This window comes from uncultured Paenibacillus sp. (assembly GCF_963515335.1).
GTDB lineage: Bacteria > Bacillota > Bacilli > Paenibacillales > Paenibacillaceae > Paenibacillus_I.
In genome coordinates this window covers 1-13,673 of the sequence record NZ_CAUPYC010000025.1, presented here as the reverse complement: position 1 = coordinate 13,673, position 13,673 = coordinate 1, and the positions used below count along the sequence as shown (strand labels likewise).

The following is a 13,673-nucleotide window of genomic DNA, read 5'->3' as shown; positions in this document are numbered from 1 at the left end:
GAAAAAGTCCATGAAGAAGATTCTTGCGGTAACCGCTTGCCCGACCGGCGTGGCCCATACGTACATGGCTGCGGAGTCGCTCCTGAAAGCGGCGAAAGACAAAGACATCCCGATCAAGGTGGAAACGCGCGGCGCGGTCGGGGTAGAGAATGAATTCACCGACGCGGAGATTGCCGAAGCGCATGCGATCATCGTAGCCGCGGATACGGATGTGCTGGAAGGACGATTCGAAGGAAAGCCGGTCGTGAAGGTGCCGGTCGCGCAAGCGATCAAAAATCCGAACGGCCTGCTCGAGCAAGCGCTTGCGCTGGAACCCGCTTCCGCGGATGCATACATGAAACAAGTGGAGCAGAGCAAAGCTAACCGCAGCGCGGCGCGCTCGGGTCCTTACAAGCATTTGATGACAGGCGTGTCGCACATGCTTCCTCTGGTCGTCGCCGGCGGTCTTCTCATCGCGCTGTCGTTCGTATTCGGCATCAAGGCGTTCGAAGAAGAGGGTACGCTGGCCGCCGCTCTGATGAGCATCGGAGGCGGGGCCGCTTTCGCCCTGATGGTGCCGATCCTGTCCGGCTTCATCGCGTTCTCGATCGCCGAGAAGCCCGGTCTTGCGCCCGGTTTGATCGGCGGCATGCTCGCTTCCCAGACGGGCGCCGGCTTTATCGGCGGCATCATCTCCGGTTTCATCGCGGGTTATGCGGCGAGATGGCTGCGGGATTACATCAAAATGCCGAGAAACCTTGAGGGCTTGAAGCCTATCCTTCTTATTCCGCTGCTCGCTTCCGCGGTTGTCGGCTTGCTGATGATTTATGTCGTCGGCGAACCGGTTAAAGCCATTATGGACGGGTTGACGAACTGGCTGACATCCATCGGTTCCGCCAACGCGGTGTTGCTTGGCCTGCTGCTTGGCGCGATGATGGCGTTCGATATGGGCGGTCCTTTGAACAAAGCCGCATACACCTTTGCGGTAGGTTTGATTGCGAACGAGGTGTACGGTCCGATGGCGGCGGTGATGGCGGCCGGCATGACGCCTCCGCTCGGACTGTGGCTTGCCACTCTGATCGGTCCGAAGAAATTTACCAAGGAAGAGCGCAATGCCGGCAAAGCGGCTTCCGTGCTTGGATTGTCGTTCATCACGGAAGGCGCCATTCCGTTCGCGGCGGGAGATCCTTTCCGGGTTATTCCGTCCATCATGGCAGGATCGGCTGTAACGGGCGCCTTATCTATGCTGTTTGACGCAACGCTTCGGGCACCTCACGGCGGCGCATTCGTCCTTCTGATTCCGAACGCCGTCGGCCAAGTGGGCATGTACGCCCTGGCCATTGTGATCGGCACCATTGTAACGGCGCTTATGCTGATGGTTCTGAAGAAAAAATTGCCGCAAGCCGATTAATCCATGTATCATGCATGACCGAACAGGAGGAAACCCTAATGAATATTACTGCCTTGCTTGACGAAAAATCGATCAAAATCCCGCTGTCCGCAGCCGACAAGACCGCTGCTATCAAGGCTTTGGCGGACGGGCTGGAGGAAGCGGGCTGCCTGTCCGACAAAGCGGCTTACACCGACGCCGTCCTGACGCGCGAGTCGAACGGCTCGACGGGCATCGGCTTCGGCGTCGCCATTCCGCACGGCAAATCGCCGGGCGTGACGAAGGCCGGACTTGCGTTCGCCAAGCTGTCGCAGCCGCTCGAGTGGCAGTCGCTCGACGGCGAGCCGGTCAAGGTGGTGCTGCTGATCGCGGTGCCGGAAGCGGCGGCGAGCAACGAGCATCTGCAAATCCTGATCGCCATTTCGCGCAAGCTGATCGACGAGACGTTCCGCAACCGCTTGATGGAGGTTTCGAGCGCGGATGAACTGAAGGACCTGTTGGGATCGATCTGATCCGGGGTGAACAAGGAAGGGGCAACCAAGATGAAAAGCATTCAAGTGACGATACGCAACGACGCGGGCTTCCATATCCGGCCGGCGCAGCTTTTTACCGAGAAGGCGGGCCGCTTCGAATCGAAGATTACGCTTCAGCCAGAGGGAACGGACAATGTGGCCGACGGCAAAAGCATCCTGAACCTGATGACGCTCGGTCTGGAAAAAGGGTCCGTTGTCACGCTCTCCGCGGACGGTCCGGATGAGGATCAGGCGATTGAGGAGCTGTCGGCGCTGGTTGAGAGCGGCTTCGGCGAAGCCTGAGACGAAGGAGGCGAAGCAAGATGGGAGAGACGGCAATGGCGGAGCTTCCGCTGCAAGGCTTGGGCGTATCCAAGGGCGTCCGGATCGGGGAAGCGTTCGTCTATAAACCGTTCCGGTTCGACGAAAGCGCGGAGCGGAGCACCGATGACCCGAACAGCGAGCTGAATCGGCTTCAAACGGCGAAAGCGAGCTGCGTCGAAGAGCTGAACGGCCTGATCGAGCGCGCGGCGGAAACGCTCGGGGAAGAAAAGGCCGGCATTCTGAAGGGGCAGGTCGGCTTCCTGAACGATCCCGCTTTCTACCCCCCGATGGAAAAGCTGATCCGCGACGGCAGATGGAACGCGGAAACGGCGGTGCACCGCACCGTCAAGCAGGTCGCCGGTATTTTTGAAGGCATGGCGAACGCCTATATGCAGGAGCGGGCGGCCGACGTGCGGGACGTCGGGAACCGGCTGCTCCGTCACCTGTCGGGCAATAACGGCAGCCGTCTGGAGGATATCGACAAGCCGGTCATTATCGTGGCGGACGATCTGTCCCCGTCGGATACCGTGCAGCTCGACAAGCGGTTCGTGCTCGGTTTCGTTACCCGCGTCGGCGGCAAAACGTCCCACACGGCCATTCTGGCCAATTCGCTCGGCATCGCAGCGGTGCTCGGACTTGGGAATAGCGTGGACCGAATCGGGCATGGGGACCGCTTGATACTTGACGGTTCGACGGGCACCTGTATTTTGTATCCGGAACCCGCCACGGTCAACCGGTATGAGCGGCAACAGCGGCAGGAAGAAGAGGAAAACCGCGCGCTGCAGCAATACGCGGGCAAGCCGGCGGTCACGAAGGACGGCTTCCGGATCGAGGTGGCGGCCAATATCGGCACGCCGGAGGAAGCGCAAGGCCTGCCGGGCAAAGGCGCCGAAGGGGTCGGCCTGTACCGCACGGAATTTCTGTATATGAGCCGGAGCGAAATGCCGGATGAAAATACGCAGTACGAAGCCTACAAGGCTGCCGTTCTCGCGATGGAAGGCCGGCCGGTCGTCATCCGGACGCTTGATATCGGCGGAGACAAGGAGCTGCCGTACTTAAGCTTGCCGCACGAGCTCAATCCGTTCCTGGGTTATCGGGCCGTCCGGCTGTGCCTCGACAGGAAGGACTTGTTCGTCACGCAGCTTAGGGCCATCATCAGGGCAAGCGCGCACGGTCCGGTCCATATCATGTTCCCGATGATCTCGGGCATGGGAGAGTGGCGCGAGGCGAAAGCGCTGTATGAAGAGGTCAGAGCGCAGCTTGTATCGGAAGGCGCGGCTGCAGGCGAAGGGACGCAGGTCGGCATTATGATCGAGATCCCGTCCGCGGCGCTGTTGGCCGACCGGTTTGCGCGCGAGGCCGACTTTTTCAGCATCGGCACGAACGATCTGGTCCAATATACCGTCGCCGTCGACCGGATGAACGAAAAAGTGTCCTACCTGTACGATTACTTCCATCCGGCCGTCCTGCGCTTGATCAAGAACGTCATCGACGCCTCCGTCAAGCACGGCAAGTGGACGGGGATGTGCGGCAGCATGGCGGGAGACCCCGCGGCCGCTCCGCTGCTCATCGGTTTCGGCCTGCATGAGTGGAGCATGTCGCCGTCCGCGATTCCCTCGATCAAGCAGAAGGTTGCCGGCTTGGACAAATCCGCATGCGAAGCGTTGGTGGAGCGGGTGCTCGACATGGATACGCCGGAGGAAGTTCGCCAGGCGCTTGACGCGTTTGCGGCCAACGCATAAATTCCAATACGTAAAAGCCCCCGAATGGAACGGGGGCTTTTACGTATATGTACGGGCTCAACCGGCTTGCTTCGCCTTCGTTTCCGTCTGTTCCTCGCCGGCGCTTGCCGAGGCGGAAGACGGGTCGTCGGAAGCGCCGCGCGCGCCCGCGGGGCGGAGAGCGGACGCTTTTTCCATATGGCATTGCCCGTTCAGCACGGCGCCATCCTGCATGATGAGCGATTTCGCCGAAACATTGCCGTGCAGCTCGCCCGAGGAAGTGACCGTCAGCCGGCCGCTCGTCTGGATGTCGCCGTATACTTTGCCGGCTACCGTTACGTCGCGCGCCTCGATATCGGCCCGGGCGATGCCGCATTCGCCGATAACGACATCCCCCTTGCAGAGGATCTTTCCCCGGTATTCCCCTTCGATACGAAGACCCGCGTCACACTCGATCTTGCCCTCCGCGGCCGTTCCTTGTCCGATCAACGTGTCGGTAACGGCTGCCCGCTTGCCCGTATTGTCCTTGAACATTGTGATTAGTCCTCCTTCACCAAACGCAAATATCGATAAGGATTGACCGGCTCATCCTGCTGAAGGATCTCGAAATGCAGATGGGGACCGGTGCTCCGGCCGGTTGAGCCGACCAGGCCGATTTTCTCGCCCCGCACAACCCGGTCGCCCTTCACAGCCTCCGCCTGCTTCAGGTGCATGTACATCGTCTTGAGGCCGTTCCGGTGGGACAGCACGACATAGTTCCCTTTGTCTCTCGCATAGCCGGCTTCCTCGACGAACCCGTCCGCCGCGGCGAAAACCGGATCGCCGCTGAGTCCGGCAATGTCGATGCCGGCATGGAACGCCGAGCGTCCGGTGAACGGGTCTGTGCGATAGCCGAAGCCGGACGTGAGCTTGCGGGACTTCGTCGGCCAGCGGGACGGCACGGCGTCCGCCTCCGCTTTCCGCAGCCGCGCCTGCCGGAGGGAATAGGCCATGGACTGCTCCATGGCATCGAGCATGGCGGACAGCTCGCGGAAATCGGGCTGGCCGCGGTCGATCAGGCGGAGCATGGCGCCGGCCGTCGCCGATGCAGGCGGAGGAGGCATATCCGGTCCGGACGAGCGGCGCAAGGAGACATTCTCCGGTTCCGCCCGTTGCGTCGGTTCCGCCGATCCTTCCCCTTCCGGCCCGCCGTACGTGTCGATAAACCGTTTCAGCTTCGCCTCCAGCGCGTTTAAGTCCCGCAGCTTGGCCTTCATCGCCTCGGATTGGCCGGATAACCGGGCCACTTCCTCTTCAAGCGATTGAATCTCGCCGTCCTTGCTTTGCACCGTCGAATGGAGGACGGCCGACTGCTCGGCCAACCGCTGCTCGAGCGCGGCGATCCGATAGGCGGAGCGCAGCTGCAGCCCGGCAAAACAACCGGATACGGCAAGCAGGGCCGCGGCCGGAGCGGCCACAAGGGAGCGCTTCGACACCTGGAATTGCTTGACGTGCTTGTCGGCGCCGCGGATGACCATAAGCGACCACCGGTTACTTCGCTTTCTGCTCAACATGCTTCTCCTTCCGGCCGGGTTTATTGAACGCGTTCTATAGCTATTTATTCTCGTCCCGCGAAAAAGATGACAACAAAAGCCGAATCGTCTGCGGCAGTCCGTCCGCGGGCATTATGAAGCAAAACGAATCGACAGGCCTATGCGGTTAGTATTTTTGGGTAAAACTAATATAGAAAGGGAGCGGAGAGGGGGAGCCGGATGATCTGGGCCACGATCGCACTGCTCATATTCATTTTTCAAATCGCCACCATTCTGTTGCTGGAATTCCGCCAGCCGTCGAAGGCGGTCGCATGGTTATTCATTTTGTTCGTGCTTCCGGTCATCGGCTTTGTGATGTACTATTTCCTCGCGAAGGAATACAGCACCCGCCGGAAAATCCGCAAACGCGGCATCGTTCCGGAGGAGATGCGCCTCACGGCGCTCCGCCGCTGCAAGCTCGTCCACCGGCCTTCGGACATGCACAACGGCGAATTCGCCCATCAGGAGCGGCTGTTCCGGCTGCTGCAAAATTTTACGTTCTCCCCGATTACCGGCTGCAACAAAACGGAAATTCTCACCGACGGCAAGGCGACGTTCGACGCCATCCTCGAAGCGATGGAGGGGGCCAAGCACCATATCCATCTGGAGTATTACACGATCCGTCATGACGAAATCGGACAGAAATTCAAGGAACTGATGATCCGCAAGGCCAAGGAGGGCGTCGAGGTCCGGCTCATCTACGACGGGTTGGGCAGCTATGAGCTTAGCTCGCAATACATAAAAGAGCTTCAACGGGCGGGAATCCGGACGGAATGCTTCCTTACGCCGCGTCTTGCCTTTTTCGAGAAGCGGATGAATTACCGGAATCACCGGAAAATCGTCGTCGTCGACGGCACCGTCGGCTTCGTGGGCGGCATCAACATCGGCGACGAGTATTTGGGCAGGCACAAAAAGCTCGGCTTTTGGAGGGATACGCATCTGAAGGTGGAGGGGGACGCGGTTTATTTTCTGCAGGAGGTGTTCATGAAGGATTGGTGGTTTACGGCGAAGGAAAAGCTGTCGGACCCGGCTTATTTGCCCGAGCACAACTGCCGGAGCGACGAGCAGGTGCAGATTGTGTCCAGCGGACCGAACAGCGCGGCGGAGGAAATACTGGAGTGCATTTTTGCCGCGCTGTCCGTCGCGAAGACGAGGATTTACATCGCCACGCCGTATTTCATCCCGGACGACAGCCTGCTGATGGCGCTCCGGATCGCCGCGCTGTCGGGGGTGGATGTGCGCATCATCATCCCCCAGGTGGCGGATACGAATGTGGTGCTGGCCGCGTCGCTGTCCTTCGTGGAGGAGCTGCTGACGGCGGGGGTCCGCATTTTCCGGTATCAAAAAGGGTTCATTCACTCGAAAGTCGTGCTCGTCGACCATCTGCTTGCTTCCGTCGGCACGGCGAACATGGATCTGCGCAGCTTCTACAGCAACTTCGAGCTCAACGCGCTGCTGTTCGACAGGAAGCCGATGGAGCGGCTGGAGGCCGATTTCATGTGCGATCTGGACAACTCCCGCGAGATCACGCTGTCGGAGTTCCGGAAGCGGCCGTTCCGGCGCAAAGCGGGGCAGGTGCTGGCGAGGATGCTGGCGCCGTTGCTGTAGTACCCGCTCTGTAGTGCGCGGCTGCCGCCGCCGCGATGCTATTGCGAGGCTATCTTTGGCCGCGAAGTGCAAAACCTGCACCTTGATCGTGTAAAAAGCCCGTTTCCGTGATATGAGGTGCAAAACCTGCACTTCGTTTCAACGAAACGGGCGTTTTCGGTTGAAGATGCCGATTTAAGGTGCACATTTTGCACGTCGTGGTTGGCGATAACACGATATCGAAGCAACAAGGTGTATAAAATGCACCTCATCGCCGGGTTGCCGGAGGATAAGTGGCAGAACGCAGGCTGGGGGACGGCGGGCGGAGGGTGACGGTGAATAAGCGACGGCATGCAGGCTGGGGGACGACGACCGGAGGATGGCGGGGGAATAAGCGACGGCATGCAGGCAGGGGGACGGCGGGCGGAGGGTGGATAGGTGACGGAAGGCAGGTAGGATGGAAGCCGCACGAAAGACAGCGGTGCCCGGATCATTGAGGGGCTGTCGGCGTCGGCGGCGAGTCGAACGAACGGTGGGGCAACCTATTTCTTCCGGATAAACTCCAGGATCGGGCGCAGGTTCTGCACCGGCGCCCGCTCGAGCAGGTCGCCGCGACGCAGCAGCCGTTCGCCGATGTTGAGCAGGTGGTAATCGGCCGCGCGGACGTCGGCGCGAACCTCGTCCCACGTGAGCGGCGCCGATACGGACGCGGCGGCGCGGGCGCGGGGCGTGTAGGGCGCGGACAGCGTTTTGCCCTGATAGTGCTGCAGGTAATCGAAATAGATAAGGTCGCCGCGGTTCCGCTTCATCCGTTCGACGGTGAACAGCTTCGGATGGGTGCGGGACAGGTATTCGCCGACGAACCGGCCGATCGCGCGCAGCTCGTCGAACGTCAGGTCGGGCCGTACCGGCACGATGATCTGCACGCCCGTCGCGCCCGACGTCTTCGGCACGGACGAGATGCCGAGCGAGCGGAGCAGCTCGCCGGCGAGCCAGGCGGCTTCCATAATGCGCGGTTCTTCCTCGAGCGACGGGTCGATGTCGATCACCCATTCCGTCGGCTTGTCCGGTTCGCCGATCCGGTCGAAGGAGGCATGGTATTCCAGGCACGCCAAATTGCCGAGCCACAGCAGGGTCGGCAGCGAGTCGAGCACGACATAACGGATGCCGTTCTGCTCGGCGGTACGGACGAATTCGGGGATCGGCTCCGGACAATTTTTCTGGTAAAACGACTTGCCGTGGATGCCGTTCGGATAACGGATGACCGTCAGGTAGCGGCCGGCGCAATATTTGATCAGATAGGGCGACAGCTCGATCAACCGCTCGAGAAACATCAGCTTGGTAATGCCCATTTCCGGCCACAGCAGCTTGTCGGGATTGCTGATCGTCACTTCCGAACCGGCGACCGTGATCGCACCTTGCGTTTTAACCGCCATTCGTCTCCGACTCCTTTCCGAATCCGGCCAGCTTCGGATGCCGCAGCAAGCCGGCCGGCGTCATTTCGAGGCCGGTTACGCGGCAATCGAACGGTTTCTCGAGCCAATACACGTTCTCGCTCTTCAGCTCGGCGGGAAGAGAGCGGAACGGCATGCCGGCTCGCGTGCCGCCCGGCGCATCGTCTTCTCCCTCCGCGGCGGCATCGCTCCGCTCGGATACGATCCGCTCCATCAGAAGCTCTCTCATCGCTTCGTCCAGGCCGAGCGAGACGCTTCCGGCGTACTCGCCTTCGATCGCCATCACAAGGCTTGCCACCCGGCCTTCCCTCAGCTTGATGCCGACGATGTCCACATCGAGCAGCAGCTTCGTTTTCTTTTTCAGCCAATCCCGGTGCTTCTTGCCCTCACGGTAGGGCGAGCCGCTGCGCTTGCTGACGATGCCTTCCCATCCGTTCGCCTTCACCCAGGTCCATAATGCGGCGCCGTCTCCGAACGTGTCGGTCACGAGCAGCATGAAACCGGGCTCCGGCAGTTTGCGCCGCAGCCGGGCATACCGCTCGCTGTAGGGCATCGCGCGAAGGTCCTCGCCCTCGTCATGGAGCAGATCGAAAAGCACGTACAACAAGCCCTCGCCGCCCGTACCGTCCCCACCGCTCCCGCCGCTCCTTCCGGAACCGCGCATCCGCTCCCGCCGCAGCACCTTATGAAAGCTCGGACGAACCCCGTCCCAGTACACAAGCTCGCCGTCCAGCACGCACGGCCCCAGCTCGGCCGATCGCGCCGCCAGCACGGCGGCAAGCTCGGGGTAAGTGCCGTTCTTGTCAAGCATACGTCTGGAATAAAGCTCGGCACGGCCGGCACCGTCCAGCCTTGCGAGCATCCGGATGCCGTCCCATTTCAGCTGGTACACCCAATCCTCGCCCTCCGGCAGCCGTTCGTCGAACATCGGGGACATCGGCTCGGCAGGCAGCGGGAGCCGCCCCGGAAGGCTGCCGCCGGCGGCGGGCAATTCGTTGCCGAACCCGGCATTCGCGTTTGTCCGGAATGCCTGCGACGCTGTGCCGTCCTCATCCGTACGCTTAAGCCCTGCCACTGTGCCGGCCTCCTAAACGCAGCATTCGCATCAGGAAACGGTTTCCTTTGCCTTCTTTTTGCCGCCGGTTTTGCGCGGCTTGGCCGCCGCGGCCGGCTTGTCGCCTTCGGTCATCGCCGCCGGGGCCGCGGCCGGCGTTCCGACGGCTTCCAGGCTGGCTTGCAGCGCGGCCATCAGGTCGACGACGTTCGTGCGCGGCTGCTCCGGCGCGATCCGCACGTCCTCGCCCGCGATTTTCGCCTGGATCAGCTCCATCAGCCGCTTGCGGTAATCGTCCTCGTATTTGGCAGGATCGAACGGCGCCGACAGCTGCCGGATCAGCATCGTGGCCATGGCCAGCTCCCGCTCGTTGACCTCGACGGCCTCGGGCAGCCCCGGCACTTTCGAGATCGGCCGCACCTCGTCGGGATAGAAAATCGTTTCCATCGCCAGGCAGTTGTCGATGACGCGGATGGCGGCAAGGCTGCTTTTCGACCGTATGGAAATCTTCGCGATGCCGATCCTGCCGGATTGACGCATCGCTTCCAGCAGCAGGCTGTAGGCGTTGCCGCCGGCCTGGTCCGGTGACAGATAGTAGGTCTTTTGGAAGTAGATCGGGTCGATTTCATGCAGGTCCACGAAATCGAGGATCGAGATCGTTTTCGTGGCGTCGGTGGAGAGCGCCTCGAGTTCGTCTTTCTCAAACAGCACGAACCGGCCTTTGTCGTATTCGTAGCCTTTGGCGATCTCCTCCGACGAGACGTCGACCGCGCAGTTCGCGCATCGGCGGACATACGAGATCGGACCGCCGCACGTTTTGTGGATAAGCCGCATCGAAATGTCCTTGTCCTCCGTGGCGGTGAACATTTTCACGGGCACGTGGACGAGGCCGAAGCTGATGGCGCCTTTCCATACCGTATGCATGCGAATGAAGCCTCCTTTGATCGGGTTAACGGATAAATGCGTGCTGTTCTCCAGCGTTCCCCGAATGCATGAAATCCAACCGGGCAGGGCATATTTTTCAGCGAGCGGACAATGAAAGGGGGCGTTAGGAAATGGCGGAAGCGAGCAATTCCCCGTCGTCCGGCGCGTCGGCGCAGGATGCGCGGCACGAGGGACGCGACGATTTCGACATGGATATCGACCGGATGGTCAACGAAGGGCTTGGCGGCGGGCAGGTCATGCTGCAGAACGGATTGATCGACGATACGACGACGGAAACGATGCGGAAGGAACGGCAGTAGAGGACGCCCGGTCAGCCGGAAAAAGAAAGGAGCGCACATAAATGAACGTGGAACGCGCCATGCAAATTTACAGCTCGAAAGACACCTATCCGGTTCATCTGGAGGGACGGTCGGTATGGATCGAGAATGTCGACGAGGACAACGGAATGGCGACGGTGCAAATCGGATCGGACCCGCTGAACACGCACACGGTGTCGGTGGAGCGGCTCAGCGAGCCGGAACACCGGGAGCGTCGGGGATAAACGGGTTGAAAGGACTACAGGGGACAGCGGGAGGCGCCGCACGCGCAATGGGTTTGTGTAGGGTTGCCTCGTTCAGGCGGGTGCCTCCCGGCGGGACTTTATTCTTACTTTTTGAAAGCCGCTATGTTTTCGTGTTAAAATGGGGAGGATCGGCAACGATCCCATCCCAGAACGAGGAGTGACGGACGATGTATGAGGTGGCGATAATCGGAGCGGGCCCTGCGGGCGCGAGCGCGGCGCTGTTCACGGCGAAGGCGGGGAAAAAGACGCTGCTGCTGGACAGCGATCAGAGCATGACGAAGCGGGCATGGATCGAGAACCATTACGGCGTGGCGGAAATCGCCGGACCCGAGCTGGTCGAAACCGGCAAGAAGCAGGCGGCCAAGTTCGGCGCCGAGCTCAAGCAGGGCAAGGCCGTGAAGCTGGAATCGACGGGCGGCGGCGTGCGGATCGAGACGGAGGACGGCGGCAGCTATGAAGCGCAGCATGTCATCGTGGCGACCGGTGTGTTCGCGGACTTGGCCCAGGCAAGCGGAATCGACGTCAAGGCGGGCGCCGAGCCGAGAATCAAGACGGTCGTCGATGTCGACGCCGAGGGACGGACGAGCCTTGACCGCGTTTGGGCGGCTGGGACGGCGGCCGGCGTAAGCGTCCACACGATCGTGACGGCCGGCGACGGCGCGAAGGTTGCGATTAATGTGATCAGCGAACTGAACGGCGAGCGGTATGTCGACCACGATGTGCTGAAGTCGTAATGTCGGTTGACGAACCGCGGAGGCTTCCGGATTGCCCGGGGGCGGCTCCGCGGTTTTTTGTTTAGGAAAGCTATCGGGAGATATTCGATGATAGCGCTTGATTTTAGGCAAAATTCGGACTGTTTTATTTATTTTTCGTTAAATTTAAGGTAAAATTACAGTATAGAAGAAAATGCTTTGCCTGGGGGGAGAGGCCGATGGCGCGTCAGCATCACCAGAAAATATCGGCGTTTGAAATCGCGCGGAGGATCGTGTTCTTAACGGTCGGCGCGGTGCTCATGGCCGTGGGACTTGAAATCTTCCTTGTTCCGAACCGGATTGTGGACGGAGGCATTACCGGCATTTCGATTATGCTGTCCGAACTGACGGGGGTAAGGCTCGGTATCTTTCTCTTTATTCTGAATCTTCCGTTTCTGATTCTCGGCTACAAGCAAATCGGCAAAACGTTCGCGATCTCGACGCTGTACGGCGTTGCCGTCATGTCGGTCGGCACGTTTCTGCTGCATCCGGTCGACCCGCTGACCGTGTCTCCGATACTGGCGGCGGTTTTCGGCGGCGGCGTTCTCGGAGTCGGCGTGGGGATGGTCATTCGGTTCGGCGGATCGCTCGACGGTACGGAAATCGTGGCGATTCTGATCAACAAGAACACGCCGTTCTCGGTCGGCGAGATCGTGATGTTTTTCAACTTCTTTATTTTGCTTGCCGCGGGGTTCGTGTTCGGGTGGGACAATGCGATGTATTCGATCATCGCCTATTTCATCGCCTTCAAGGCGATCGACGTGACGATCGAAGGCCTGGACGAGTCGAAGTCGGTGTGGATCATCAGCGACGAATGGCAGGAGGTCGGCGCGGCGATTATGGACCGTCTCGGCCGGGGCGTGACGTACCTGAACGGCGAAGGGGCGTTCACCGGGGACAGCAAACGGGTTATTTTCTGCGTGATCACGCGGCTGGAGGAAGCCAAGATGAAATCGATCGTGCAGGAGATCGATCCTGCCGCTTTCCTCGCGGTCGGCAACATTCACGACGTCAAGGGCGGACGGTTCAAGAAAAGGGATATTCACTAGGCAGGCTGGCCGGTCCCGGGTGGACCGGCCTTTGCTTTGTTGCTTGCGTGGGGCCGTACCGATATAATAAAGGACGAACAACGGCAGGTGCGGGAGGCGACGGAAGCTGGACGAATTCGCGAGAATCCGCCACTGGACGGCGGGCCGGCAAAGCGCCGAATGGCTGCGCTCGCGCGGCGTCGTGCTCGGCATCGGCGACGATGCGGCGGTGGTGGAGACGCCGGCCGCGGAAGACGGCGAGGCTCTGCGGTGGGTGATGGCGGTCGACACGATGGTGGAGACCGTCCATTTCAACGCCGTGACGATGGACGACGAGGACATCGGCTACAAGGCGCTGGCGGCGAACGTCAGCGACATCGCCGCGATGGGCGGCGTGCCCCGGCACGCGCTCGTGTCGGTGAGCGTGCCGGCGTCGTTCGGGCCGGAGCGGATGCGCCGGCTCTACGACGGGCTGTACGCGTGCGCGGAACGGTACGGCGTCGCGGTGATCGGCGGCGATACGACGTCGTCGCCGGCGCATCTGGTCGTGGCGGTGACGGTTGCCGGCACCGTCGAAGCCGGCCGGGACTTGCGCCGCTCGGGCGCGCGGCCGGGCGACGCCGTGTTTGTGACCGGCCCGGTCGGCTTGTCCGCGGCCGGTCTGCATTGGCTGAGCGCCGCAGGCGGCCTGGCGCGAGGCGACGCCGAGGCGGGCGGGGGCCGTCGTGACGATGCGGAGGCTGAGGCTCGCGTCGACGGCGCCGGCCGGACCGCGGCGCCGCTCAGCGCGGAGG

The 13,673-nt window shown here is 61.2% G+C and carries 15 protein-coding genes; 10 read left to right on the top strand and 5 right to left on the bottom strand.

Translation table 11 applies throughout. From position 1 onward, the window contains the following. Nucleotides 1-10 precede the first annotated feature (10 nt). Genes RWM61_RS10050 through ptsP form a run of 4 tightly spaced genes read left to right on the top strand, consistent with a single transcriptional unit; the run spans nucleotide 11 to nucleotide 3,947 of the window. Nucleotides 11-1,390 carry a fructose-specific PTS transporter subunit EIIC gene (locus RWM61_RS10050; protein ID WP_314000215.1) on the top strand — a complete coding sequence of 460 codons (1,380 nt, stop codon included), beginning with the start codon at nucleotides 11-13 and terminating at the stop codon, nucleotides 1,388-1,390. Nucleotides 1,391-1,428: 38 nt separating this feature from the next. Continuing rightward, nucleotides 1,429-1,881 (top strand): fructose PTS transporter subunit IIA, encoded by a 453-nt coding sequence (locus RWM61_RS10045; protein WP_314000213.1) that lies wholly within the window; start codon nucleotides 1,429-1,431, stop codon nucleotides 1,879-1,881. A 30-nt stretch (nucleotides 1,882-1,911) separates the two neighbouring features. After that, the gene (locus tag RWM61_RS10040) at nucleotides 1,912-2,184 is read left to right on the top strand and encodes an HPr family phosphocarrier protein (RefSeq protein ID WP_314000211.1); all 273 of its coding nucleotides are present in this window, start codon (nucleotides 1,912-1,914) and stop codon (nucleotides 2,182-2,184) included. Nucleotides 2,185-2,204: 20 nt separating this feature from the next. Continuing rightward, entirely contained in the window at nucleotides 2,205-3,947 is a 1,743-nt protein-coding gene (ptsP, locus tag RWM61_RS10035; RefSeq protein WP_314000209.1) for a phosphoenolpyruvate--protein phosphotransferase, read from the top strand. 57 nt (nucleotides 3,948-4,004) lie between these two features. On the opposite strand, the gene RWM61_RS10030 is transcribed toward ptsP, so the two are convergent. Together RWM61_RS10030 and RWM61_RS10025 are read right to left on the bottom strand one after the other, a co-directional pair. After that, nucleotides 4,005-4,460, bottom strand: coding sequence for a polymer-forming cytoskeletal protein (locus tag RWM61_RS10030; protein WP_314000207.1), 456 nt, complete (start codon nucleotides 4,458-4,460; stop codon nucleotides 4,005-4,007). A 5-nt stretch (nucleotides 4,461-4,465) separates the two neighbouring features. Continuing rightward, on the bottom strand, nucleotides 4,466-5,476 hold the full coding sequence (locus tag RWM61_RS10025; protein ID WP_314000204.1) for a M23 family metallopeptidase: 1,011 nt from the start codon (nucleotides 5,474-5,476) through the stop codon (nucleotides 4,466-4,468). A 201-nt stretch (nucleotides 5,477-5,677) separates the two neighbouring features. On the opposite strand from RWM61_RS10025, the gene cls reads away from it, so the two are divergent. Then, nucleotides 5,678-7,105, top strand: a complete 1,428-nt coding sequence (gene cls, locus RWM61_RS10020; RefSeq protein WP_314000202.1) for a cardiolipin synthase — start codon at nucleotides 5,678-5,680, stop codon at nucleotides 7,103-7,105. Between the two features lie 521 nt (nucleotides 7,106-7,626). Here the strand turns inward: cls and ligD are convergent. Genes ligD through RWM61_RS10005 form a run of 3 tightly spaced genes read right to left on the bottom strand, consistent with a single transcriptional unit; the run spans nucleotide 7,627 to nucleotide 10,516 of the window. Further along, the gene (gene ligD / locus RWM61_RS10015) at nucleotides 7,627-8,520 is read right to left on the bottom strand and encodes a non-homologous end-joining DNA ligase (RefSeq protein WP_314000199.1); all 894 of its coding nucleotides are present in this window, start codon (nucleotides 8,518-8,520) and stop codon (nucleotides 7,627-7,629) included. Further along, nucleotides 8,510-9,613, bottom strand: a complete 1,104-nt coding sequence (locus RWM61_RS10010) for a DNA ligase (RefSeq protein WP_314000196.1) — start codon at nucleotides 9,611-9,613, stop codon at nucleotides 8,510-8,512. The genes ligD and RWM61_RS10010 overlap by 11 nt, the downstream gene beginning before the upstream one ends. Before the next feature lie 30 nt (nucleotides 9,614-9,643). Next, nucleotides 9,644-10,516, bottom strand: coding sequence for a Ku protein (locus RWM61_RS10005; RefSeq protein ID WP_314000194.1), 873 nt, complete (start codon nucleotides 10,514-10,516; stop codon nucleotides 9,644-9,646). Nucleotides 10,517-10,647: 131 nt separating this feature from the next. Here RWM61_RS10005 and RWM61_RS10000 point away from each other — a divergent pair, with 131 nt between their 5' ends. From RWM61_RS10000 to RWM61_RS09980, 5 genes are all read left to right on the top strand, one after another. Then, entirely contained in the window at nucleotides 10,648-10,836 is a 189-nt protein-coding gene (locus tag RWM61_RS10000) for a hypothetical protein (RefSeq protein ID WP_314000192.1), read from the top strand. Between the two features lie 41 nt (nucleotides 10,837-10,877). Then, nucleotides 10,878-11,078 carry an H-type small acid-soluble spore protein gene (locus RWM61_RS09995; protein WP_314000188.1) on the top strand — a complete coding sequence of 67 codons (201 nt, stop codon included), beginning with the start codon at nucleotides 10,878-10,880 and terminating at the stop codon, nucleotides 11,076-11,078. A 188-nt stretch (nucleotides 11,079-11,266) separates the two neighbouring features. After that, nucleotides 11,267-11,833 (top strand): FAD-dependent oxidoreductase, encoded by a 567-nt coding sequence (locus RWM61_RS09990; protein WP_314000186.1) that lies wholly within the window; start codon nucleotides 11,267-11,269, stop codon nucleotides 11,831-11,833. 197 nt (nucleotides 11,834-12,030) lie between these two features. After that, on the top strand, nucleotides 12,031-12,900 hold the full coding sequence (locus RWM61_RS09985; protein WP_314000183.1) for a YitT family protein: 870 nt from the start codon (nucleotides 12,031-12,033) through the stop codon (nucleotides 12,898-12,900). A 181-nt stretch (nucleotides 12,901-13,081) separates the two neighbouring features. Next, the coding region (locus RWM61_RS09980) for a thiamine-phosphate kinase (protein ID WP_314000181.1) at nucleotides 13,082-13,673 on the top strand (592 nt) is incomplete at its 3' end.

Excerpts from the sequence above, each read along its gene's own strand:
- cls (WP_314000202.1), top strand. The coding sequence starts at position 5,678 with ATGATCTGGGCCACGATCGCACTGCTCATATTCATTTTTCAAATCGCC.
- ptsP (WP_314000209.1), top strand. The coding sequence starts at position 2,205 with ATGGGAGAGACGGCAATGGCGGAGCTTCCGCTGCAAGGCTTGGGCGTA.
- RWM61_RS09985 (WP_314000183.1), top strand. The coding sequence starts at position 12,031 with ATGGCGCGTCAGCATCACCAGAAAATATCGGCGTTTGAAATCGCGCGG.
- RWM61_RS10005 (WP_314000194.1), bottom strand. The coding sequence starts at position 10,516 with ATGCATACGGTATGGAAAGGCGCCATCAGCTTCGGCCTCGTCCACGTG.
- RWM61_RS09995 (WP_314000188.1), top strand. The coding sequence starts at position 10,878 with ATGAACGTGGAACGCGCCATGCAAATTTACAGCTCGAAAGACACCTAT.
- ligD (WP_314000199.1), bottom strand. The coding sequence starts at position 8,520 with ATGGCGGTTAAAACGCAAGGTGCGATCACGGTCGCCGGTTCGGAAGTG.
- RWM61_RS09990 (WP_314000186.1), top strand. The coding sequence starts at position 11,267 with ATGTATGAGGTGGCGATAATCGGAGCGGGCCCTGCGGGCGCGAGCGCG.
- RWM61_RS10040 (WP_314000211.1), top strand. The coding sequence starts at position 1,912 with ATGAAAAGCATTCAAGTGACGATACGCAACGACGCGGGCTTCCATATC.
- RWM61_RS10030 (WP_314000207.1), bottom strand. The coding sequence starts at position 4,460 with ATGTTCAAGGACAATACGGGCAAGCGGGCAGCCGTTACCGACACGTTG.
- RWM61_RS10045 (WP_314000213.1), top strand. The coding sequence starts at position 1,429 with ATGAATATTACTGCCTTGCTTGACGAAAAATCGATCAAAATCCCGCTG.
- RWM61_RS10000 (WP_314000192.1), top strand. The coding sequence starts at position 10,648 with ATGGCGGAAGCGAGCAATTCCCCGTCGTCCGGCGCGTCGGCGCAGGAT.
- RWM61_RS10050 (WP_314000215.1), top strand. The coding sequence starts at position 11 with ATGAAGAAGATTCTTGCGGTAACCGCTTGCCCGACCGGCGTGGCCCAT.